General features: G+C 72.6%; 20 protein-coding genes. 3 read left to right on the top strand and 17 right to left on the bottom strand.

What is annotated here, in order from left to right:
* Nucleotides 1-53: 53 nt before the first annotated feature.
* The 7 genes from Q0963_RS03750 to mtrA all read right to left on the bottom strand — a co-directional run bounded on the left by Q0963_RS03750 (nucleotide 54) and on the right by mtrA (nucleotide 7737).
* Nucleotides 54-1253 carry a winged helix-turn-helix domain-containing protein gene (locus Q0963_RS03750; RefSeq protein WP_299442741.1) on the bottom strand — a complete coding sequence of 400 codons (1200 nt, stop codon included), beginning with the start codon at nucleotides 1251-1253 and terminating at the stop codon, nucleotides 54-56.
* Entirely contained in the window at nucleotides 1246-1893 is a 648-nt protein-coding gene (locus Q0963_RS03755; protein ID WP_299442744.1) for a response regulator transcription factor, read from the bottom strand. Before Q0963_RS03755 ends, Q0963_RS03750 begins: the two co-directional genes overlap by 8 nt.
* Before the next feature lie 123 nt (nucleotides 1894-2016).
* The gene (gene raiA / locus Q0963_RS03760) at nucleotides 2017-2673 is read right to left on the bottom strand and encodes a ribosome hibernation-promoting factor, HPF/YfiA family (RefSeq protein WP_299442747.1); all 657 of its coding nucleotides are present in this window, start codon (nucleotides 2671-2673) and stop codon (nucleotides 2017-2019) included.
* 138 nt (nucleotides 2674-2811) lie between these two features.
* Nucleotides 2812-3537, bottom strand: coding sequence for a ComF family protein (locus Q0963_RS03765; RefSeq protein ID WP_299442750.1), 726 nt, complete (start codon nucleotides 3535-3537; stop codon nucleotides 2812-2814).
* A 98-nt stretch (nucleotides 3538-3635) separates the two neighbouring features.
* A complete protein-coding gene (locus Q0963_RS03770) occupies nucleotides 3636-5405 on the bottom strand; it encodes an LpqB family beta-propeller domain-containing protein (protein ID WP_299442753.1) in 1770 nt (589 codons plus the stop codon).
* Nucleotides 5405-7057, bottom strand: coding sequence for an MtrAB system histidine kinase MtrB (gene mtrB / locus Q0963_RS03775; RefSeq protein ID WP_299442756.1), 1653 nt, complete (start codon nucleotides 7055-7057; stop codon nucleotides 5405-5407). Before mtrB ends, Q0963_RS03770 begins: the two co-directional genes overlap by 1 nt.
* Nucleotides 7058-7059: 2 nt before the next feature.
* The gene (gene mtrA, locus Q0963_RS03780) at nucleotides 7060-7737 is read right to left on the bottom strand and encodes an MtrAB system response regulator MtrA (RefSeq protein WP_299442759.1); all 678 of its coding nucleotides are present in this window, start codon (nucleotides 7735-7737) and stop codon (nucleotides 7060-7062) included.
* Between the two features lie 117 nt (nucleotides 7738-7854).
* Here mtrA and Q0963_RS03785 point away from each other — a divergent pair, with 117 nt between their 5' ends.
* Both Q0963_RS03785 and Q0963_RS03790 read left to right on the top strand, forming a co-directional pair.
* A complete protein-coding gene (locus tag Q0963_RS03785; RefSeq protein WP_299442762.1) occupies nucleotides 7855-9453 on the top strand; it encodes a sensor histidine kinase in 1599 nt (532 codons plus the stop codon).
* A 17-nt stretch (nucleotides 9454-9470) separates the two neighbouring features.
* Nucleotides 9471-10127 carry a LuxR C-terminal-related transcriptional regulator gene (locus tag Q0963_RS03790; RefSeq protein ID WP_299442765.1) on the top strand — a complete coding sequence of 219 codons (657 nt, stop codon included), beginning with the start codon at nucleotides 9471-9473 and terminating at the stop codon, nucleotides 10125-10127.
* Nucleotides 10128-10166: 39 nt separating this feature from the next.
* Here Q0963_RS03790 and Q0963_RS03795 read toward each other — a convergent pair whose 3' ends face one another.
* The 9 genes from Q0963_RS03795 to Q0963_RS03835 all read right to left on the bottom strand — a co-directional run bounded on the left by Q0963_RS03795 (nucleotide 10167) and on the right by Q0963_RS03835 (nucleotide 18784).
* On the bottom strand, nucleotides 10167-11084 hold the full coding sequence (locus tag Q0963_RS03795; protein ID WP_299442768.1) for a type II secretion system F family protein: 918 nt from the start codon (nucleotides 11082-11084) through the stop codon (nucleotides 10167-10169).
* 1 nt (nucleotide 11085) lies between these two features.
* Nucleotides 11086-13044, bottom strand: coding sequence for a type II secretion system F family protein (locus tag Q0963_RS03800; RefSeq protein ID WP_299442771.1), 1959 nt, complete (start codon nucleotides 13042-13044; stop codon nucleotides 11086-11088).
* 41 nt (nucleotides 13045-13085) lie between these two features.
* Entirely contained in the window at nucleotides 13086-14474 is a 1389-nt protein-coding gene (locus Q0963_RS03805; RefSeq protein ID WP_299442774.1) for a CpaF family protein, read from the bottom strand.
* The gene (locus Q0963_RS03810) at nucleotides 14471-15670 is read right to left on the bottom strand and encodes an AAA family ATPase (RefSeq protein ID WP_299442777.1); all 1200 of its coding nucleotides are present in this window, start codon (nucleotides 15668-15670) and stop codon (nucleotides 14471-14473) included. The genes Q0963_RS03805 and Q0963_RS03810 overlap by 4 nt, the downstream gene beginning before the upstream one ends.
* Entirely contained in the window at nucleotides 15667-16446 is a 780-nt protein-coding gene (locus tag Q0963_RS03815; RefSeq protein ID WP_299442780.1) for an RcpC/CpaB family pilus assembly protein, read from the bottom strand. Before Q0963_RS03815 ends, Q0963_RS03810 begins: the two co-directional genes overlap by 4 nt.
* Nucleotides 16447-16502: 56 nt before the next feature.
* Entirely contained in the window at nucleotides 16503-17768 is a 1266-nt protein-coding gene (locus tag Q0963_RS03820; RefSeq protein ID WP_299442783.1) for a pilus assembly protein TadG-related protein, read from the bottom strand.
* Entirely contained in the window at nucleotides 17765-18229 is a 465-nt protein-coding gene (locus Q0963_RS03825) for a TadE/TadG family type IV pilus assembly protein (RefSeq protein WP_299442786.1), read from the bottom strand. Before Q0963_RS03825 ends, Q0963_RS03820 begins: the two co-directional genes overlap by 4 nt.
* Nucleotides 18230-18350: 121 nt before the next feature.
* Nucleotides 18351-18524 (bottom strand): Flp family type IVb pilin, encoded by a 174-nt coding sequence (locus Q0963_RS03830; RefSeq protein WP_299442788.1) that lies wholly within the window; start codon nucleotides 18522-18524, stop codon nucleotides 18351-18353.
* 92 nt (nucleotides 18525-18616) lie between these two features.
* Nucleotides 18617-18784 (bottom strand): Flp family type IVb pilin, encoded by a 168-nt coding sequence (locus Q0963_RS03835; protein ID WP_299442791.1) that lies wholly within the window; start codon nucleotides 18782-18784, stop codon nucleotides 18617-18619.
* 249 nt (nucleotides 18785-19033) lie between these two features.
* On the opposite strand from Q0963_RS03835, the gene Q0963_RS03840 reads away from it, so the two are divergent.
* The gene (locus Q0963_RS03840) at nucleotides 19034-20413 is read left to right on the top strand and encodes a hypothetical protein (protein ID WP_299442794.1); all 1380 of its coding nucleotides are present in this window, start codon (nucleotides 19034-19036) and stop codon (nucleotides 20411-20413) included.
* 12 nt (nucleotides 20414-20425) lie between these two features.
* Here the strand turns inward: Q0963_RS03840 and Q0963_RS03845 are convergent, their stop codons facing one another.
* A complete protein-coding gene (locus tag Q0963_RS03845; protein WP_299442797.1) occupies nucleotides 20426-21781 on the bottom strand; it encodes a hypothetical protein in 1356 nt (451 codons plus the stop codon).
* Nucleotides 21782-21814 lie beyond the last annotated feature (33 nt).

Raw genomic sequence — 21814 nt, forward strand, 5'->3', positions numbered from 1 at the left:
GTGATCGAACCACATCCGCCGAAGGGACTACGGAAGCAACGACGTTCGGCCCTTCAAGCCCACACGACCCCCATCAGTCCCAGCCAGCACGCGAGGAGGTCCAGCTCGTCGTCGAGCTCGTCCCGGTCGCCTGGGCTTCCGCGCCCCGGCTCCCACGTGAGGCGGCGGACCCGCAGCACTCCTGCGGCCCGGTCGCTCTTGAGGTCGACCCGCCCGACCAGCTCGTCGCCGACGAGGAAGGGCAGGACGTAGTAGCCGTGGACGCGCTGCTCCTGCGGGACGTAGATCTCGAGGCGGAAGTCGAAGCCGAACAGCGCCCGGGTCCGGTCCCGCTGCCAGACGAGGGAGTCGAACGGCGACAGCAGGGCACGGGCGTTCACCCGGCGGGGCCGGCGGGCGTCCCGGTGCAGGTAGGCCGGCCGACGCCAGCCGTCGACGGTGGCCGGGAGCAGGACGCCGTCGGCGACGAGCGCCTCGATCGCGGGGCGGGCCTGCTCGGGTCTGAGCCGGAAGTAGTCGCGCAGGCACTGCTCGCTGCCGACACCGTGGGCGCGCGCCGAGATCTCGACGAGGCGACGGAACGCCTCGTCGTCGGACGGCCGCCGGGCCGGGTCCAGGGCCTCGGCACGCACCCCGGGCGGCAGCACCCGGGCCGGATGGGCGTAGCGCCGCTCGAACTGGCCGGTCCGCCCGGCGCTGGACAGCTCACCGGCCCAGAACAGGTGCTCGAGCGCGTTCTTCACCAGTGACCAGTTCCAGCCCCACTCGTCCCGCTCCCGGGGCAGGTCGTGAGCAAGCGCGGCCTCCACCTCACGGCTCGTCATCGGCCCCCGGGCCGTCACCTCGGCGCGGACGACGTCGACGAGCTCGGGGTGGTCGCGGGCCACCCTCCGCATCCCGCCCCACGCGTCGTCGCGCGCCCGCCGCATCCGGAAGTCCAGCAGCGGCCAGGCCGCCGGCGCCACGAGCGAAGCCTCGTGCGCCCAGTACTCGACCACGCGTCGGGGCGCGGTGTCGCGGGCCCGGTCGAGGAGCGCGCGGTCGTACGGCCCGAGCCGAGAGAAGAACGGCAGGTAGTGGCTGCGGACGACGACGTTGACGCTGTCGATCTGGACGACGGCGACCGTGTCGATGACCCGCTGCACGTCCCGGATGCCGGGACGCTCGGGCCGCGGGCGGGCGAAGCCCTGCGCGGCGAGGGCGACCCGGCGCGCGGCGGGGCGGGAGAGCCGGACCGGGGCCCGGTCAGCCATCCGTGGGCATGAGGCGCTGGCGGTGGGCGTACACCGCGGCCTCGACCCGGGAGTGCAGGTGCAGCTTCTCGAGGATGTTCCGCACGTGGTTCTTCACGGTGTTCTCGGCGATGCCGAGGTCGTCGGCGATCTCGCGGTTCACCAGCCCCCGGGCGACGAGCCGGAGCACCTCGACCTCGCGGTCGGTGAGCCGGACGTGCTCGCCGGCGGCCGGCTCGGTCTCGTGGCTCAGCCGGGTGAACTCCTGGAGCAGGGTCGCGGCCATCCCGGGCGGGATGATCGCCTGCCCGTCGTGCACCCGCCGGATGGCGTCGGCGACCTCCTCACCCGGCAGGTCCTTGAGCAGGTACCCGCTGGCGCCGGCCTTGACGGCCTCGAAGAGGTCCCCCTCGTCGTCGCTCATGGTGAGCATGAGGATGCGGACCTCCGGGACGAGCGCATGGAGGCGCCGGCACGCCTCGATCCCCCCGACCCCGGGCATCCGCACGTCCATGAGCACGACGTCCGGCTTCAGCCGGACGCACAGCTCCACGGCTTCGTCACCGTTGCTCGCCTGCCCCACCACCCGGGCGACGCCATCGAGCTCGACGACCACGGCCATGCCCTGGCGGTACATGGCGTGGTCGTCGGCGATGGCCACCCGGATGACCCCCGGTACGCGACTGTCGTCGCGACCGGGGGTTCGTTCATCCCTCGACATGTCCACGGGCCTATCGTCGCAGGTAGAAAGCGCGATGGACAGTCCTGGGCGGATGACCGGGTGTCAGGACGCCGCGGCCCGCACGTCGTCGGTGCCGGCCGGGTCCCCGACCTCGAGGGTGCCGTCGAGGTCGAGGTGGAGCACCCCGTAGGACCACCCGCGTCGCCGGTACAGCACACTCGCGCGGTCGGTGTCGACGTCGTGGAAGAGGTAGAAGTCGTGCCCGACGGCCTCCATCTCGGCGAGCGCCTCGGTGAGCGACATCGGCGCCGACCGGTGCACCTTCTCGCGGACCTCGATCGGCGAGTCGCCGAAGGGGCCCTCCTCGACCGTGTCGGAGTGGGAGTGGTCGGTCTCGAGCGGGGTCTGGATCCGGGCCGTGGCGCGCGCCACCGACTCGGGGATCTTGCGGCCGCGGTGGACCTGCCGCCGGTCGCTGCGCCGCCTGAGCCGCTCCATGAGCTTGTCGACGACGACGTCGAGCGCGGCGTACTTGTCGTCCGCACACGCCTCGGCCCGCACGACGGGGCCCTTGGCGTAGCAGGTGATCTCGACGCGGTCGCAGGCCTTGGCCTGGCGGCGGTTGGGCTCGTGACTGACCTTCACCTCGACGCGCCGCGTCCGGGGCTCGAGCTGGGTGACCTTCCCCAGCTTCTCCTCGATGTGGTCGCGGAAACGGTCGGAGACGTTCAGGTGCCGTCCGGTGACAACAATGTCCATACGGTCCTCCTCATGCACGGTGATGTGGGGGCTCAGCGCGGATCCGGCGTCAGTGGCACCACCTCCCGAGAACGGGGTCCATACCCAGACGCTAGCCAACGCGGGGGTGCCCCACAACCGAGAGTACGGACTCGCAGGTCACCGGTGGGGGGTAGCGGCCACGGTGGCCGCGGCGACGTGCCGCGCCCCGGCTGCGCGCAGTGCGCGGGCGGCCTCGGCGAGGGTGGCCCCGGTGGTGACGACGTCGTCGAGCAGCAGGCATCCAGCGCCGTCGACCAGGCCTCGGCGGCCCGGCCGCACCGCGAGTGCCCCGGCGAGGTTGGCGCCTCGCGCGGCCCGCCCGAGGCCGCTCTGGTCGGCGACCCGCCGGGTGTGGCGGAGCACGTCGCCGAGGACGAGGGCGTCGGGGTCGACGGCCGTCGCCGCGGCCTCCGCGAGGGCCGCCACGGGGTCGCCACCCCGGCGCCTACGGGCGGCACCGGAGCACGGGACGGGCACGACGAGCACCTCGCTCCCCCGCCCGCGCAGGGTGCGGAGCCCGTCGTCCTCGGCGAGGGCCCGGACGAGAGCGGATGCGAGCAGCGGCGCGAGGACGGCCCGCAGGTCGCGCCGGTCGCCGTCCTTGTGGGCGGTCACCGCGGCCCGGACGGGACCCTCCAGCACCGTGGCCGACCAGGTGCGCGGCGCCCCCGGCGCCATCGAGGACCCGAGCGGCGGCACGGGGGGCGGCGGGCGGCGGGCGGCACCCCGGCACGCGCCGCACCACGGGTGCCCGGCCCGGCCGCACCCCGCGCACCGGGCGGGCAGCACGAGCCTGGCGGCGGCGCGGGCGGTGCGGGCCAGCCCACCGATGACGTGGTCCATGCCCTCCAGGCTGCGCGGCCGGGCCGCGGCGTGCCACAGGTGTGCCCGGGGTGTGGACAGCGAGCGGGAACCCCTGACGGGATGTGGACGACGGACGGTCAGCCGGCAGCCGAGGCCAGGTCGTCGGCGGGGCCGCTGTCGACCCACCGCGGCCCGGACCGCATGAACAGCCGCCCCTCGTCGGTGACGACGTACAGGTTCCGCTCGCCGCCCGTCGTCGCGACCTCCAGCGCCCCGTCGACCTCCTCGAGGGCGGTCAGCTCGCCGCCGACCGAGAGCAGGGTCGGGCGCGGGTCGGCACCGCGGATCGCCGCGACCGTCGCGAGGGTCTGGTCGTCGAGCCACACCAGCCCCCGGGCCGACGCGAAGCCCACCCCGAGCCGCAACGGCGCGGAGAGCCGCTGCGGCCGGTCCGCCTCGTCCCGCTGGATCCCCGCCAGGTCGACCCGGGGACTGCGGCCCGCCATCGTCGTCGACAGCACGGCCACCCGGTCGCCGTCGGCGGCGACGCGGACCTCGACGACGCGACGCCCCTGGAGCCAGGGCGCGACCACCGGGCTGGGGGCTGCCCTGGCCTCGTCGGAGGCGTCGGACCGGGCGTCGACGACGAAGAGCCGGTCCTCGGACGAGCGGACCGCTCCCACCCAGAGGAACCCACGCCGGTCGTACGCCGGGGCGGAGACCCGCGTCCCGAGGCCGGGGACCTCGCTGCGGGCGCCGGCTCGCCAGCGCGAGACGCCGTCGCCGTCGGGGTCGACCGCGGCGAGCTCGGCGCCGTCCGCGGAGAGCGCCAGGTGCGAGTACCCCTCGGGGACGGCCGGATAGTCCGAGGTGGGAGGGCCCGCCTGCCTCCCCTGCTCCTGGGCGTTGGCCCCCGGGTCGAACACGGAGACCTCCGAGCCGCGGCGCACCACGGGCTTGGTCGTCGAGGTGTCCGGCGCGGGGGCCGGGAAGCCGACCCTGCTGAGCGTCGAGACCGGCCCGGCCACCCCGTCGAGATCCACCGGGACTCCGTCGACGGCCAGTGTCACCGCCGACACCGCCGGGTCCTGGGTCAGGGTCGTGACGAACTGGGCCCACAGGTTCTGCCGGGTCGCCTGGCCCGGCTCGAGGCTGCCCGCGATGAGGTTGACCTCGGCGACGCCGTTCTCGACCGAGACCGCGTCCCCGAGCAGCCGGGCGCCGACCGGGACCGCGGACACGGCGGCCCCCTGGAGGAAACCGGGGACGGGGTCGATCTGGGCCCGGGCGAGCCGGGCGGCCAGCCGGTCCAGCGGGAACCACCGCACGTCCGGCACCGTCGCGCGCCGGCTCAGCGAGACGTAGTGCACCGCGAAGGGCCGGACGAGCCGCGGCACGTCGCTGCGCTTGATCCAGCGCCCGAAGGTCTCGGGCAGGCCGTCGACACGCCACTCCCCGTTGACGGAGGTCAAGGAGAACGTCGAGGTCACCGTCGTGCCCGGCAGCGCCGCCTCGTACCGCCCGGAGGCGCTGACCGTCCCCGCGACCCGCACCGTCAGCGCGACCGTGGCCGGGTCGACCTGGGTGACGGTGGGCGCATCGTCACCGCTCTGGAGGACCAGGGTGCGGTCGGGGTTCCACGCCTCGCTGGCCGAGGCGGTGAGGAACCGCCGGGCCGTCTCGTACGCCCCGTCGCTGGCGGCCCCGGCGCGGATGAAGCCGAGGACGATGCCTTCCTGGCCGGCCCCGGGCTGGGGACCGGGGAAGAACTGCCGCAGCTCGATGCTCTCGCCCGAGCCCACCTCGAGGCCCGAGCGCACCGGCCCGCTGCTCGCCAGGCCGCCGCACCCCGCCAGCAGGGCACCGACGAGCACGGCCGCCAGGGCGGTGAGCCGGCGCCCGCGCATCACAGGTCCTTCGGGCTCAGGGGCAGCGGGGACCCGTGCAGCGTGCCGCCCGCCGCACGCGGCAGGGTGAGCCGGAAGCGGGACCCGACCCCCGGCTCGCCCCAGGCCTGGAGCCACCCGTTGTGCAGCCGGGCGTCCTCGAGCGAGATCGACAGGCCGAGCCCGGTGCCGCCGGTGGTACGGGCCCGGGCCGGGTCCGCCCGCCAGAAGCGGGTGAACACGTTCGCCGCGTCGCCCGGACGCAGCCCGACGCCGTGGTCCTCGACGACGACCGCGACCGCGTCGTCGGCGACCCCGACGTGGACGTCGACGGGGCGGCCCTCGCCGTGCTCGACGGCGTTGACGACGAGGTTGCGCAGGATGCGCTCGACCCGCCGCTCGTCGACCTCGACCTCGGCGGGGCCGGGGGCGTGGATCGTCACGGTGCTCCCGCGCCGCTCGGCGAGCGGGCCTGCTGCGGCGACGACCCGCTCGAGTGTGCCCACGAGGTCGACCGGCTCGACGTCCAGGGCGGCGGCGCCGGCGTCGAAGCGGCTGATCTCGAGGAGGTCGGCGAGGAGCTCCTCGAACCGGTCGAGCTCGCCGGCCAGCAGCTCGGCGGAGCGGGAGACCGAGGGCTCGGCGAAGCCCTCGCGGCTGGAGTGGATGACGTCGACCGCCATCCGGATCGTCGTGAGCGGGGTCCGCAGCTCGTGCGAGACGTCGGAGACGAACCGCTGCTGGACCGCCGATAGTCCCTCGAGCTGGCGGATCTGGGACTGGAGGCTGTCGGCCATGTTGTTGAACGACGTCGCGAGGAGCGCGAGGTCGTCCTCGCCGCGCGCCGGCATCCGCTCGTTGAGCCGGCCGGCGGACAGCCGCTGCGCCACCTCCCCCGCCCGGCGGACCGGGGTGACGACCTGGCGGGTCACGACCCAGGCGACCGCGCCCACGAGGAGGGTGAGGATGACCCCGGCGATGAGGAACGCCCGGCCGATGAGGTCCATCGTCGCGACCTCCTGCTCCATCGGGAAGATGAAGTACAGGTCGTGCGGCCCGGCGTTCGGCACCTGCACGACGCTGCCGACGACGACGGCGGGCACGTCCCGGCCGCCGACGGTCACCTCGGTGAGCTGGGTCTGCAGCCGGGTCGGCTGCGCCGCGACCGCCTGCTGGAGCTCGGTGCTGACGACGGATAGGTCGAGGGCCCCGCTCGTGACGCTGGCGAGGACGACGTCGCTCTGGTTCTCGAGCGACCGGCTCATGACGACGTACCGGGTGGGGTCGGGCCCGGGGGCGCTGAGGATCCGGCCCATGATGTCGCGCGCGGACTGGTTGAGCTCGTCGACGGTGGTCGAGGTGGACCCGTCCCAGTAGGTCTGGGCCTGGGCGGTCAGGGCCAGGGCCTCCTGCTGCGAGCTCTCGACGCGGCTGCGTTCGAGGCCCGAGGCGATCTGCGCGTGCAGCACCGAGCCGAGGATCGACACGACGAGCAGGCCGAGCAGCATCGTCGTCGTGACGACCCGCAGCCGCAGCGACTGCCGCCACCGCCGGCGCAGGGCCACGAGCCCTGCCCGCACGGCGCGCCCGGCCTCGCCCAGCGAGCGGCCCGCGTGGGTGAGCCGGAGGCGCGTCGCCGTGGGACGTACGCCGAGGCCGGCCGAGCCGGACACGATCAGCCCTTACCCGCCTTGTAGCCGACCCCGCGCACGGTCACGACGATCTCGGGGTGTTCCGGGTCGTGCTCGATCTTGGACCGCAGGCGCTGCACGTGGACGTTGACGAGCCGGGTGTCGCCGGCGTGCCGGTAGCCCCAGACCTGCTCGAGGAGCACCTCACGGGTGAACACCTGCCACGGCTTGCGGGCGAGCGCGACGAGCAGGTCGAACTCGAGCGGGGTCAGCGAGAGCGGGGCCCCGTCGCGGGTCACCGAGTGCCCGGCCACGTCGACCTCGAGGTCGCCGATCGTCAGGCGTTCGGGCTCCGGCTCGTCCCCGCGGCGCAGCCGGGCCCGCACCCGGGCGATGAGCTCCTGGGGCTTGAAGGGCTTGACGACGTAGTCGTCGGCCCCGGACTCGAGACCGACGACGACGTCGACGGTGTCGGTGCGCGCGGTGAGCATGACGATGGGGACGCCGGACTCAGCCCGGATCTGGCGGCACACCTCGAGGCCGTCGATGCCCGGGAGCATGACGTCGAGGAGCACGAGGTCGGGCCGGTAGTGGCGGAACACGTCCATCGCCGACGAGCCGTCGGCGACGTGCTCGGAGTCCAGGCCTTCTGAGCGCAGCACGATGCCCAGCATCTCGGCGAGCGCCAGATCGTCGTCGACGACGAGCACGCGTCCCTTCACTCCGTCTCGTCCTTCCCCAGGTCACATCGGTTGCGGCGAGCCAATCATCACACAGCACCGTGGACTAGCCCCCCTGATTCGGGGTGGCGGGCCGCCTTGCCCACGTACCCTGAGCACGTGGCCCGTACCTTCTCCCTGCTGAGGACGGACGCATCGGCGAAGATCCGCCTGGCCTTCGCGGTGCTCAGCATCTTCCTCGCCGTCGCGACGCAGTCCTTCGTCGTCGTCCTGCCGTGGTTCCTCCTCGTCGTGGTCCTCGACCTCGTCGTCGACGCGCTCGACCGGATGCCCATCGCGCGGCAGGGCCTGCTCGACTCCGTCGTCCTCACGCTGCTGGCCCTGGCCGCCGGCGCCGCGGGCACCGGCTACGCGACCACCGGCATCGGCGCCGCCCTGCTCATCCTCATCCCGGCGTACCACTTCGGCACCCGCTTCGGCCGGGCCGGCTACCTGTTCGCCGCCGTCGTCGCCGGCCTCGCCTTCGCCGCGGTGCTGGCCAGCCCGGCGAGCCGGGCCGAGTACGTGGGCGCCGGCTTCCTCGCGTGGGTCGCCGCGGCACTCGTCCTCGGCGCGCTCGGTTCCTGGAACCAGCGGCTCATCTTTGAGCAGGAGCTCGACGACGCGGACCCGGCTGCCCGCGAGGCGATCCAGCTGATCGAGCGGCTCCACGACCTGTCCGAGGAGATGGCCACCGGGCTCGACGCCCCGGCGGGCGCCACCCTCGCGCTCGACCTGCTGTCGGCCGAGGTGCCCTCGGCCCGCAGCGCCGTGCTCGTCTCCTCCGACGCCGAGCACCTCGTGCCGGTCGCCCTCCGCGGGTCGACGCGCGCGCCATGGCACCTCGCCGACGCGCTCTCCCAGATCCTCACGTCCAACGCCGCCAGCTGGAAGCCCACCGAGGTGCCGTTCGAGGACGAGCTCGGTCCTCGTCTGGCGCTCGTCGTCCCGTTCGCCTACGGCACCGGCCCCACCACGGTCGTCATCGTCGAGCGCAGCGTCGAGCACGGCTTCACCGAGGCCGAGCGGCGAGCGGTGTCCGAGGTGACCAAGCGGCTCGCGCCCACCGTCCAGGCCGGTCTTCTCTTCGGCAACCTGCGGCAGTACGCCAGTCTCGAGGAGCGCAACCGGATCGCCCGCGACATCCACGACGGCATCGCCCAGGAGCTGGCAGCGCTCGGCTACCAGATCGACGCCCTGCGCGCCCAGTCCGGGCCGCCCGGGACCCACGTCCGGGACGCCCTCGACGGCCTGCGCGAGCGCCTGAGCGAGGCGATGGCCGACCTGCGGCTGCACATCACGGACCTGCGGGTCGCCGAACGGCCGGGCTCCGGCCTCGGCGCGGTCCTCGGCGCCGCCGTGCAGAGCTTCGGCAGCATGACCGGGGTCCGCACGACCATCACCGTCAGTGAGGGCCGGCGCCGACTGGACCCGCGCGTCGAGATGCTCGTGCACCGCCTCGTCATGGACGTGCTCGCCGACGCCCAGGCCTCCGGGGCCCGCAACGCCTGGGTCAGCCTCAGCAGCTCGGTCGTCGGGCCGGCCAACGTCGACGTCTCGCACGACGGCGACCCCAAGCGGGCTCGACGCACCTATTCGGCGCCGTCGATCGGAGAGCTCGGCGGGACACTCCACGTGCGCAACGAGTCGAACGGCCGGTTGACCGTTAGCCTGAGCGTCGAGGAGCCCAGCCCCGTCGGGGCGAGCCGGGCTACCTGAAGACCGTAGGAGGGTCCGTGGCCATCAGTGTCGTACTCGTCGACGACCATGCGGTGGTCCGGGAGGCCGTCGCCGGGATGCTCGGCGCGCAGCAGGAGGTCTCGGTCGTCGGTCAGGCCGGGTCCCTCACCGAGGGGCGAGCGCTCTTCGACAAGCTCCTGCGCACCCCGCCGCCCGGCAAGGTCGTCGCCGTCATCGACGTGACGATGCCCGACGGCAGCGGGCTCGACCTCGTGCGGCTCGTCCGGGAGCAGTCCAAGGACATCGGCCTCGTCGTGCTCACGATGCTCAACGACGACTCCACGCTGCTGGAGGCCCTGGACGCCGGCGCGTCGGCGCTCGTGCGCAAGAGCGCCCCGTCCGACCAGGTGGTCTCGGCCGTGCGCCGAGCCGCGGACTTCCCGCTCGAGTTCTCGGCCAGCGGCCTCGCCGAGGCGATGCGCCGGCGCCACGAGCAGCCCCCCACCACCCTGACGAGTCGCGAGACCGAGGTGCTCAAGCTCCTCGTCGAGGGCTCGTCGGTGGCGCAGGTCGGCAAGTCCCTGTACATGAGCCCGTCGACGGTCAAGACGCACATCGGCAAGATCTACGAGAAGCTCGGCGCCCACAACCGCGCCAGCGCCGTCATCGCTGCCGTGCGGCTCGGGCTCGTCCAGGACGTCGAGCGCACCTGACCCGCGGTGCCGGCCCTCGGGCCGGCCGCTCCCTCGCGCTCAGAGACCGCCGCCCGAGAAGGCGTCGACGATCTTGATGGCGCCGGGCCCGATGATGACGATGAAGAGGGCCGGGAAGATGCAGAGCAGCAGCGGGAAGAGGATCTTGACGGTCACCTTCTGAGCGGCTTCTTCGGCCTTCTGCCGGCGGACGACACGCATCTCCTTGGTCTGCTCTCGCAGCACCGCGGCGATGGGGAGGCCGAGGCGGTCGGCCTGCACCAGGGTGCTCACGAAGTTCTTCACCTCGGGGGCCGTCGTGCGGTCGCCGAGAGCCGAGAACGCCTCGCCGCGCGACTTGCCGATCTGCATCTCGGAGAGCACGCGGGCGAACTCACCGGCGATCGGGCCCTCGACGGTGCGGGCGACCTGGAGGATGGCGGCGTCGAAGCCCTGACCGGCCTCGACGCAGACGGTGAGCATGTCGAGGGAGTCGGCAAGACCCTTGCCCAGCTCCTTCTGCCGCTTGAGGCCGAGGTTGTAGACGAGGAGGTCGGGAACGAAGAAACCGACCGCGGCCGCGGCCGCCGCGGCGAGCACGCTCGTGACGTCCAGCCCCATGACCGCGAACACGACGACCGGCCCGATGAGCAGGGCGAGCCCCTTGGCGCCCATGACCCGCTCCACGGTCCAGGCGGCGGGGTTGCCGGCCTTGTCGAGCGAGCGCGCGATCCGGCCGCCGGTGCCGGCCGGCGACAGCCGCACGGCCATCGCGCGCAGCCGGTCCTGGAGGGGCGCGACGAGGCGGTCCCGGGCGCCGAGCTGGTTGCGGCCCACCTCGCGGCTCGACGCCTTGTAGTTGAGCATCTCGAGCGACTTGGCGACCCCGGTGGTGCTGCCACCGCCGGCGGAGACGGCCAGCACGATGACGAGGATCGCGACGGTGACGAAGACGAGTCCGGCGACGAGGAGGAACATCTCAGACCTCGATCTTGACGACTTGGCGCATCCAGAGGATGCCGACGAACAGGGAGACGATGCCGGCGCCGAGCATGGCCAGCCCCATCGCGCGGGTCCACAGCAAGCTGACGTACTCGTAGTTCGTCCACATGCTGTAGAAGAACAGCCCGATCGGCAGGGCGACGAGGATGTAGGCCGACAGCCGGCCCTCGGCGGAGAGCGCCTTCACCTGGCGCTTGAGCATCTCGCGCTCGCGCAGGGTGGCGGCCGTCGTGCGCAGGGTCTCGGCGAGGTTGCCACCCACCTCGCGCTGGATCCGGATGGCCATCGTCGTCCACCGCATGTTCGGGCTGTCGAGACGCACCGCCATGTGGTCCAGGGCGTCGCTGACGTCGGAGCCGATGCGCGCCTCGGCCAGGGCTCGCGAGAACTCCTTGGCCGCCGGCTCGGGGGCGTCCTTGGCCACCGAGTCCAGCGCCTGGAGCAGGCTGAAGCCCGAGCTCAGCGAGGTCGCGACGAGCATCATGACGTCGGGGAGGATCGTCTCGAACTTGCGGGCCCGCCGGGCGGCGAGGAACCGGAGGATCACCGGGGGCACGATGAACCCGAGCACGGCACCGAGGGCAGCCCCGACGAGCGCCTGCGCTTCCCACAGCACCCCGCCGGCGATGGCCGCGATGACCATGGCGAGCAGCCGCAGGACCAGCCACTCCCCGGCCCGCCACGGCAGGTCGGCGCGTTCGAGCAGAGCCATCGTCTTGGTCGTCGACTCCCGCCCCTCCATGATCTGGTCGCCCATGTGCACGAGCGACTCGCTGATCACGGCGGTCGGAGCGGCCTGCTTCTGCGCCTGGCGCGCCTTGCCGAAGCCGTAGGCCTCGACGTCCTGGAGCCGCTCGCTGCGCTTGCTGCGGAACGTCGGGCCGGCGAGGGCGATGGACATGAGGAATATCCCGAGGAACACGACGACGACGGCCGGGATGAGCAGCTGAGGCGCCACCGCGGAGAAGGCGCTGGTGTCGCCGCGTGACCCACCGGCTCCGAGCACGGGGTCGGGATCGGCATCGACCTCCACCGGGGCGGTGTCGCCGAGGTCGACGTCGGAGGTGAGCGTGAACGACTCCCCCGACGCGGTCCCGGACACGACGACCGGCTGCGTGCCGGACACCCCGGACGGCCGCTCGACGGTGAGGACGACCTGGGATACCAGGGCCTGGGCGGCGGCGTTGAACGCCGTCGAGACCGCGGAGGTGTTGCCGGCGTTGACGACGGAGCCGCCACCGATCTCGGCGAACTGCTCGAGCACGTCCGTGTTGGAGTCCGGGGACCTGAAGGCCACCACCTCGGCGCGCACCTTGGCGTTCTTCAGCGCGTTGAGGGCCTTGTTGCGTTCGCTCTTCTCCCGAGCGGCGCCACCCTCGATGCGCGAGACGGTGTCACCGCCGTCGCTGAGCAGGACGATGCTGCGCTCACCGTCGGTGCCGAGGCCGCGCACGGCGTCCTGGACGGCCTCGTAGAGCGAGGTCTCGCCCTTGGACCGCAGCGACCCCACCGCCTTGCTCACCTTCGCGTGGTCGGTGGTCGGCGCGACGTCGACCCCGGAGGTCGAGGCGAACGAGACGACTCCGACCTTGACGTCGTCGGGCACGGTGGCGAGGAACTCCTTGACGGCGGCGCGCACCGTCGCCATCCCGGAGGCCTCCATCGACCCGCTCGTGTCGATGACGAGCATCGTCGACCGGTCCTTGCGCTCGGCCGGCTCCACGCTGACCTTCGCGCGCTCGCCGCCGATGGTCGCCTCGACGGACGAGGGGTTGACCTTGAGCGCCTTGGAGGTGGAGCGCAGGACGAGCGTCGCCGTCAGCGTGCTGTCGGTGACCCGGACGTCGCTGAGCGTCGACGGCACGTCCGCGGACGCCGCCGGAGCGGCGAGCACGGGCAGCACGAGGGTCGTGGCGACGACGGCCCCCAGTCCCATCCGGGAGAAGGCCGTCCGAGCGATGGATCGGGCACCCACGGTCAGCGAGCCCCGTTGATGAAGAGCGTCGGGGGCACGTCGACGCCGAGGTCCTGGAGGTCCTGGAGGAACTTGGGTCGCAGCCCGGTGGAGATGAGGGTGCCCTTGAAGCGCCCGTTCTCGTCGCGGCCGGCCGCCCAGTCGAAGGCGAAGATGTCCTGGAGGGTGATGATCTCGCCCTCCATGCCGACGACCTCGCTGATCGCGGTGATGCGGCGCGATCCGTCCTTGAGGCGTGCCTGCTGGACGACGAGGTCGAGCGCGCCGGCCACCTGCTCGCGGATGGCACGCACCGGCAGGTCGACGCCGGCCATGAGCACCATGGTCTCGAGGCGGGCCAGGGAGTCACGTGGGGTGTTGGCGTGGACGGTGGTGATCGACCCGTCGTGGCCGGTGTTCATGGCCTGGAGCATGTCGAGCGCGGCGCCGTCGCGGACCTCGCCGACGACGATGCGGTCGGGGCGCATACGCAGGGAGTTGCGGACGAGCTCGCGGATCGAGATGGACCCGCGCCCCTCGATGTTCGCGGGGCGGGACTCGAGCCGCAGGACGTGGTCCTGGTTCAGCTGGAGCTCGGCGGCGTCCTCGATGGTGACGATGCGCTCGTCCTCGGGGATGAACGAGGAGATGACGTTGAGCGTCGTCGTCTTACCGGAGCCGGTACCACCAGAGATGATGATGTTGCGACGGCCGAGCACGCACGCCTTGAGGAAGTCGCGCACCGGCGGGGTGATCGTCCCGAAGGCGATGAGGTCGGCGTCGGTGTACGGGTCCTGGCTGAACTTACGGATCGTGAGCATCGCGCCGTCGAGGGCGATGGGGGCGATGACCGCGTTGACACGGGAGCCGTCGGGCAGGCGGGCGTCCACCAGCGGGCTGGCCTCGTCGACGCGCCGGCCGACCCGGCCGACGATCTTGTCGATGACGCGGCGCAGGTGGGCCTCGTTCGAGAAGTGGGTGTCGACGTTGTACAGCTTGCCGCTGCGCTCGACGTAGATCATGTCGGCGCCGTTGACCATGATCTCGCTGATGTCCGGGTCACGCAGCAGCGGCTCGAGCGGGCCGTGGCCGAGGATCTCGTCCGAGACCTCCTGGGCGATCCGGGTGCGGTCGGCGTGCGAGAGCGGGGTCTGCTCGGCGTCGATCGTCGACTGGAGGGTCTGGCGCACCTGGGCCGCCAACTCGTTCTCGGGCAGGTGCGGGTCGTAGAGCCGCGGGCCCAGGGTGTCGATGAGGCCCTGGTGGACGCGGTTCTTCACCTCCTGGAACGGGTCGTGGCCGCGCCGCTTGGCGGCGGCCCCGGCCCGGGGCCCGTTGACGTTCTGGGTGGTCGGCGCCTCGGCTGCGGCCTGGGCCCGGCGAACACTGTCAAGACGGTCGGCGAGACTCACTTACGCCCCCTGAAAAGGCTCTTGCGCGCGGACGGGGTGGCACCGTCGGCGGACCCGTTGAGGCCTGCCGGGGTGTCGTCCGCCCGCGCGACGCGGATGTGGGAGTCGACGAGTTCCTTGATGGAGGTCGCGACGGGTGCCTTCGGCTCGTCGAGCACGATGGCGACGCCTCGGTTCACCGACGCGGGGACGGTGAGCGAGTTGGGGATGTTGACCGCGATCGGTGCCTTGATCGCCGCCTCGACGTCCTCGGCCCGCAGCCCCACCTTGGCGTCCGCCCGGTTGAGCACGATGATCCGGGAGTCCTTGGGGCTGCCGATCATGTCGAGGGTGTCGATGGCCACCCGGAGGTTCTTGACCGCCGGGATGTCGAGGGTCGCGATGAGGATGAGGGAGTCGGAGAGGTCGACGGCGGCGAGCACGTGCTCGGTGAACGACGGCGGGGTGTCGACGATGACGTAGTCGTAGCTGCGCCGGGCGACCTTGAGGATCTCGGTGATCGTCGGCACCGGGATCCGGTCGGCGTCACCGGGGTCGTTCGGGGCACACAGCACGTGCAGCCCGCTCTCCTCGTGGGTGACGACGATGCTGGCCAGCGCCTGGTCGTCGAGGTTGCCGCTCATCGAGACCGCGTCGAACACCGACTGGGCCGGCACGAGCTGGAGGCTGATCGCGACGTCGCCGAAGGACAGGTCGAGGTCGACGAGCAGGGTCTTCAGCCCGCTGTGGGCCAGGTGCACGGCGGTGTTCGTCGAGAGCGTGGTCTTGCCGACCCCGCCCTTGGCGGAGAACACGGTGACGACCCGACCCTCGCGCACGGTCCCACCAGAGGCGTGGCCGATGAGCCGGGAGGTGAGGTCGCGGCTGCGCCGGAGCGCCTCGGCGATCGCCGTGTGGTCGTCGGCGGACACGACCTCGCGCACCCCGGCGCGCAGCGCCTGGGAGAGCGCCGTGACGTCGACCCGGGTGCGTAGCAGGATGACGCCGAGCTCGGGCCGCTCGAGTCGCGCGCCCTCGGCCAGCTGGCAGGCCTGGTCCAGCGGCACGTCGGAGCCGATGATGACCTGCTCGACCTGGGTGTTGTCGTGGATGGCGCGGGTGACCATCCCCGACGAGTCGAGGGCCTGCGTGTCGGGGCCGAGCGCGAACCGGTACCGCTCGATCGCGCTGGGGTCGGGATCCCAGAGGATGTTCACCGGGTCTTGTCCGTCAGCATCGTCAGGTCGCTGACCGCCAGGTCGGGGTCGATCTTCAGCTCGGAGCCGCGCAGGCCGGCGTACAGCGTGTAGTTGTTGACGCCGTGGACGAGGCGGGCGGCCTGCTGGGCGTCCACCTCGAGGGTGACGAGGAAGCTCGGTGCGGTGGCCGGGGCCTCCTCGCCCTCGGGCGTCTGGGCCGGGGTGAGCGACGCGTCGCCCATCGCGATGACCTTGACGTTGTCGAGGAGGATCGAGGTGCCCTTGACGTCCTGCTCGTTGAAGACCTCGGCCTTGGCGTCGGTGTTGAGGTCCTTGAGCTGGTAGGTCATGAAGATCGTGATGTACGAGCCGGGCGTCACGAAGGTGCCGACCCGGGCCGGGTCCTGCAGCTGCACCGAGACGGCGAGCTTGCCGGAGGCCACCTGGAGCGCCTTCTCGCCGAGCGGGGTCTCGCCGAAGGCGGCGTCGAGGACGTACTGGCCGGGGGCGATGTCGGTGAGCGCGACGAGGGCCCCGTTGGTGTCGTCGATGGTCTCGAGCGCGCCGAGGGGCTTGGCGCGGGTGGCGACCTCGGTCTGGGTCATCTGACCGAGCCGGACCGCGTCCTTCATCGACGTGCCGGCGGGGACGACCGCGTTGGTCACGTAGACCACGGAGGGGCTGGCCGCTTCGACCGCCCGGGCGTCGGCCCCGCGTGCGTAGAGCAGCACGAGGACGGCACCGACGAGCGCGATGACGGCGGCAGCGAGGATGGCGAGGATGCGTCGACCCATCAGAGTGTTTCCTTACCGAGGATGCGAGGAAGGGAGTGCAGGGATGAAGTTGTGGACTAGCCGGCCGGGACGGCCGCGATGGTGCCGAAGTTACCTGCCGTGGGGGGCCCGGACAGGGCGGTTGCGGAGAGCGAGCCCTTGAGGAACCACCCGGAGAGGCAGCGGTTCGCCCCGTTGCACGGGAAGCTGTTGCTGACCAGGCTCTTGACCTTGTTGGGGATGCCGCCGGTGACGTTCATGCTGTAGCCGCTGAGGTAGAACTGGGCGTACCCGACCCGGTGGTAGAAGGCGTTGCTGCCGTTGCCGGTGTCGCAGTTGCCGATCGGCGGCTCGGCGCCGGGCGCGGACGTGTGCGTGCAGTCGAAGATCGGGAGGTTCACGACCTTGCCCACGTACGCCGACAGGTCGCACGAGGTGTTGTTGCCGGGGTCGGTCTTCATCCAGTGGAACGGGTATTCCTTGATGCTGCACGGGTCGCCGCCGTTGGTCTCGAGGACCCCGAAGCCGCCGGGCAGGGCGTGGCCGTTCCAGTTCGGGCAGGTGCCGGCCGGGGTGGCGCCGCCGGGCGGGTTCTGTGACAGGAGGATGACCTCGTTGCCCGGCAGGAAGCCGGGAGCCGGCACGGCGGGCAGCGGCCACGAGGGCTGGCCGGCGCCGGTGTACCCGTACGGGTTCGCGCCGTTGTAGACCGGCGAGGCGTAGTAGAGGCCGCCGCCACCGCCGGTGGTGCCGAGGGTGGCGCGCTGCCAGTCGCAGGCCGAGAACGTGATCGGCAGCGTGGCGATGCCCGAAGCGGGAGTGCCGACCGCTGCACGGGCGCAGGCGCCCGCGCTGCTGGTGGAGGGACCGCCGAAGGCGGCACCCGCGAGCCAGTTCGAGAACGAGCTGCCGCCGCTCGTCGTGCGGGTCCGGGTCCGGACCTCGACGTAGGGCAGGCCCGACATCGCGCCGAACGCCGGCGGCAGGGGCGCGCAGTCGGCGAAGGTCGCCGTCGAGACAGGGCAGCCGTTGACCGGGCTGCCCGCGATGTTGACCGAACAGACGGACTGGATCGTGCTCGTCCCGTCGGAGGCGTTGCGGTTGGTCAGCCCGACCGCGGTCGCCTCGGTGGCCTTGCAGTTGGCGGGGGTGAGCCAGCAGTCGCGGGCGAGCGACACCGCCGCTGCGTCGGCGGAGTTCTGCAGCTCACGCTTCTCGACGAGGATGCGGCCGACGTCCATCGAGATGCTCGCCATCCCGAGGAACACCCCGGTGGCCAGCATGATGCCGACGATCGTCATGACTCCGCCGCGCTCGGCGCGCGTCCGGCTGGACCTGGTCATCCGCCACACCTCACATCTGCGGTACCGCTGGGCTTGGGCTGGGCGATGCTGCCGCCCAGGATCTTGAAGGCGGGGTCGAGCACCATGAACGAGAAGGTGTCGACCGTGACCGTGACGTCGACGTGGTCGCCGGGCTGGGCGCCCGAGGTGGGGCACGCGCCGTTGACCACAGGCGAGCCGGAGGCCGGGATGAAGCGGTAGGTGGCCGTGTACGTCGGCGTCGCGATCATCGCCTGGGACACGCGCCGGGCGGCCGACGGGTTGGTGGCGGGAGTGCCGACCGGGTACCCGAGGGCCATCATCCGGGCGCCTTCGCGGGCCGCGTTGACGGTGATGTTCTGGGTGTAGAAGAAGCGGCCGAAGTCGATCGTCGCGCCGATGATGAGGAAGAGGACGGGCAGGAGCAGGGCGAACTCGACGGCGGCGGCGCCGCGGTCGGTCCGGTCTCGGCGTGCGGTCACAGCGTGTCTCCTCTCGGGAGAGTCCGGCGGTCGGGCAGCCTCGGCTGCGCCCGCGTCCAAAGTCAACGAATAGTAAACTGCGCAGCGATCGCGCGTCAGGGGTTTCGGCTGTGCTACTGGATCAGATGCTCGTCGCCGCTCCGCTGAAGAAGGTCGAGAGGTTGGTGCCGAGCAGGGTGACGGCGACGATGATGACCAGGGCGATCATCCCGACCATCAGCGCGTACTCGACGGCAGTGGCGCCGTCGTCCGACCGGGTGGCGCGTGCAACGCGAACGCGGAGCGTGTGGGGCATGGCAGGGGCTTCTTTCTGGTGCGGTGACGAGGAAGGCGCCGACCGGGCCGGGTGATCCGACCGCGGCCGACGCCCTCGGGAGCCCGTCCGGCTCAGACGCTGCCGGCGACCGAGTTGAAGAGGGTGCTGAGGTTGCCACCCAGGAGGGCGACGGCGACGATGATGACGATCGCGATGAGGGCGACCATGAGGCCGTACTCGACCGCGGTCGCACCCTTCTCGGAGCGGAGCTGCTGAAGCTTGATGAGTGCCTTGGTCATGGCAGTGGAACCTTTCGGGTGTAGGTCTCGGGAAGCCGAGTGGTTGTCGAGCAAGAACCAGTCTCCCGATCAAGCGGCTCGCGCACATGGCCCAAGCGGGTCTACCTCCGCTGTCCGAACGTCGCGGGAGGATCGTCCGTTCGGCCGATCGTGCCGAGTCCGCTTGCGTGGGCCCGCATGGAATGCTCCTGAGGCGTGCCCCCCATCCGCCCCGCCGGCACCGGACGCACAGAGGCGCCCGCGCCTGCCGTGCGCCGGCGGTTCGATCGCGCCCTTGCCGACCACTGGGTCCTCGCGGCGGCGCTGGCGGCGCTCACCGCCCTTCTGTTGCGCTTCCGCAATGCCGTCGACGTCGACGTGTGGCTCCACCTGCGGATCGGGCGCGAGCTGCGGCGGGGTGAGTGGTTCGGCTCGCTGCCGGACCCCCTCGTCGTCCTGGCGGACCGGGCCTACCTCCCCACCCAATGGCTCGCCGAGATCCTCGGCTCCCTGATCGTCGACGCCGCGGGTCTCGCGGGCCTGCGGGTCCTGCGCCTGCTCGCGCTGCTCGTCCTCTTCGCCGCCACGTACGCCACGGCCCGCCGGGCGATGACCCCGGCGCGGGCCACTGGTGTCGTCGTCCTCGTCGCCGCCACGACCGCCGCCGCCTGGGCGGAGCGGCCGCAGGTGGCGGGTCTGGCTCTCGCTGCCGTCACCGTCCTGCTGTGGGACCGCACGCTCGCCGACGGCCGTCCTCGCTGGGTGCTCGTGCCGATCGCCTGGGTGTGGGCCATGCTGCACGGCACGTGGGCCCTCGGCCTGGCGTTCGGCGGCCTCGCGGTGCTCGTCGCCCTTCTCACCCGGCGCTCGACGACGCGGTGGCCCGGGGTCATGGGGGTGCTTGCCGCGGCGGTCGCCGTCACGGCGGCCACTCCCCTGGGCCCCCGCCTGCTCCTCGAGCCGTTCGCCGTCAGTGCCAGCGCGCGGGCGGGCGTCAACGAGTGGCAGCCACCGACCGTCACCAACCCCCTGTACCTCCTGGTCCTCGCCGCGGTGGCCGTCATCGTCCTGCGCACCCTGACGCGGCGCCCGGTCGACCCGGCAGCGCTCGCCTTCGCGCTCGCCGCTGCCGGACTGGCGGCCTACTCCGTCCGCACGGTCGCCTTCGCTGCGCTGCTGCTGGTCCCGGCGCTGGTCCGGGCGTTCCCGTCGGCGCGGTCCCCGTCGTTCTCGCGGCGCGAGGCCGGCCCGCTGGTCGCCGCGGCCGTCGTCATCGCTCTCGCCCCCGGCGTCGTTTGGGGTGCCCCCTCGTCGGGGCCGCTCGGCTCGAGCGTCGACGCCGCCCTCGCCGGGCTCCCGGGGGGAACCGTCGCCGCCGTGGACGTCCGGGTGTCCGGCTGGGTCCTCGCCGAGCATCCGGGCCTCCGGCCGCTGCGGGACCTGCGGGCCGAGGTCTACACCCCCTCGACAGCAGCGGCGTACGAGTCGTTCACGGACGCCGAGCCGGGCTGGCAGGCGTACGCCGACGAGCACGGCGTCGAGGTCGTCGTCGCCGCCGAGGACGAGGCGCTCGACCGGGCCCTGTCCGCAGACCCGGGATGGGTGCCCGCGGCGGACGACGGCACGTACCGGCTCTGGCGCCGCAGCTGACCCGAGGGGTCCTCACGGTGCCGGGGTGAGCAGCACGTAGCCGTCGACCCGCAGGCTCGGCGTCCAGTCCCCACCCCGCTCGACGGCGGGAGCCGCGTCCGCCCCGACGACGACGAGGGCGATGTCCGGGTCGTCGGGCACGGTGCCGTCGTGGAGGAAGTCCAGGAAGCTCGCCTGGACGTCACGCGGGAAGGCGTCGATGGGGTTGGCCGCCCACACGGTGACACCGGCCTGGGCGAGCGTCTCGGCGAGCGGCTCGGACGCCAGCACCGGTCGGCCCTGCGCTGCCTTGCGGACCACGTCGACGACCTCGCTGCCGGGCGGCCCCACCGCTGCGCCTCGGACGGTGAACGCCGCGGCGGCCGAGGCCGCCACCGCGACCAGCGTGACGATCGCGACGACGCGGGCGGCAACGGGAGCGAGCGCGACGCGGGCCGGCTCACGCGCCCGCATCGCCGCCGGGGCGAGGAACAGCAGGAGCCAGATCCCGTGACGGCCGGCCGAGGCCGTTCCCAGCACGAGGCCCGCCGTGGCCAGCCACTCCCACAGTGGGGGACGCCCCCGCACCGCGAGCACGGCCAGGACGACCGCGGCCGCGATCATCGCGACGTCGAGCGGGTGGGTCAGGCTGGGCCGGGCCCAGAGGTCGGTGCCGCGCGCCGCCGCCTCGTTCCCCAGGGCGGAGATGTAGTACGCCGGGGTGTGGACACCGGCCGAGGTGACGACGAAGGTCAGCGCACAACCCGCCCCGACGCCGACGCGGCGCAGCAGCGGCCCCCCGCCAGGCGAGGCCACGAGGAACACGCCGAGAACCGCGAGCCCGACCAGCACTCCCCCGTGCAGGTTGCCCCACACGATGAACAGCGGCACGAGCCACCAGATGGCCCGGCTCGGCCGGTCGTGCTGGTGCCGCAGGACGGCCATCGCGACGACGAAGGGGACGAGTGAGAGCGAGGGCAGCCGCGCGATGACGAGGTGGACCGACGCGCCGATGACGACGAGGGAGACGACGAGGGCGCCGCGGCCCTCGCCGCCGCCGAGCCGACGCCCCTCGGCGAGCACCACCGTGAGCGTCACGGCGACGATGAGCAGCTGGAACGAGGCCAGGCCGGCAGGGCCCAACCCGTGGACCGCCGAGAAGAGCACCTGGGCGAGCGCGATGGGGTTGTGCCACTCGGCCTGCGGGGCCGACGCGAACGGCAGGCTGCTGGGCACCCCCCCGCCCGAGCGCACGACGTCGCCGAGGGCCACGACCCACATGAGGTCGGAGCCAACGATGACGAACCATGCGGCCACCGCCACCCACAGGCCCACGGCCACCGTCCCGACGGCCAACCGCCGCTCCGCGACCACGCCGGAGACCGACATCACGTGAATTCCTCGAGGTGCCGGGGATCGGGG

It is taken from the genome of uncultured Phycicoccus sp., from assembly GCF_947495705.1.
GTDB lineage: Bacteria > Actinomycetota > Actinomycetes > Actinomycetales > Dermatophilaceae > Phycicoccus.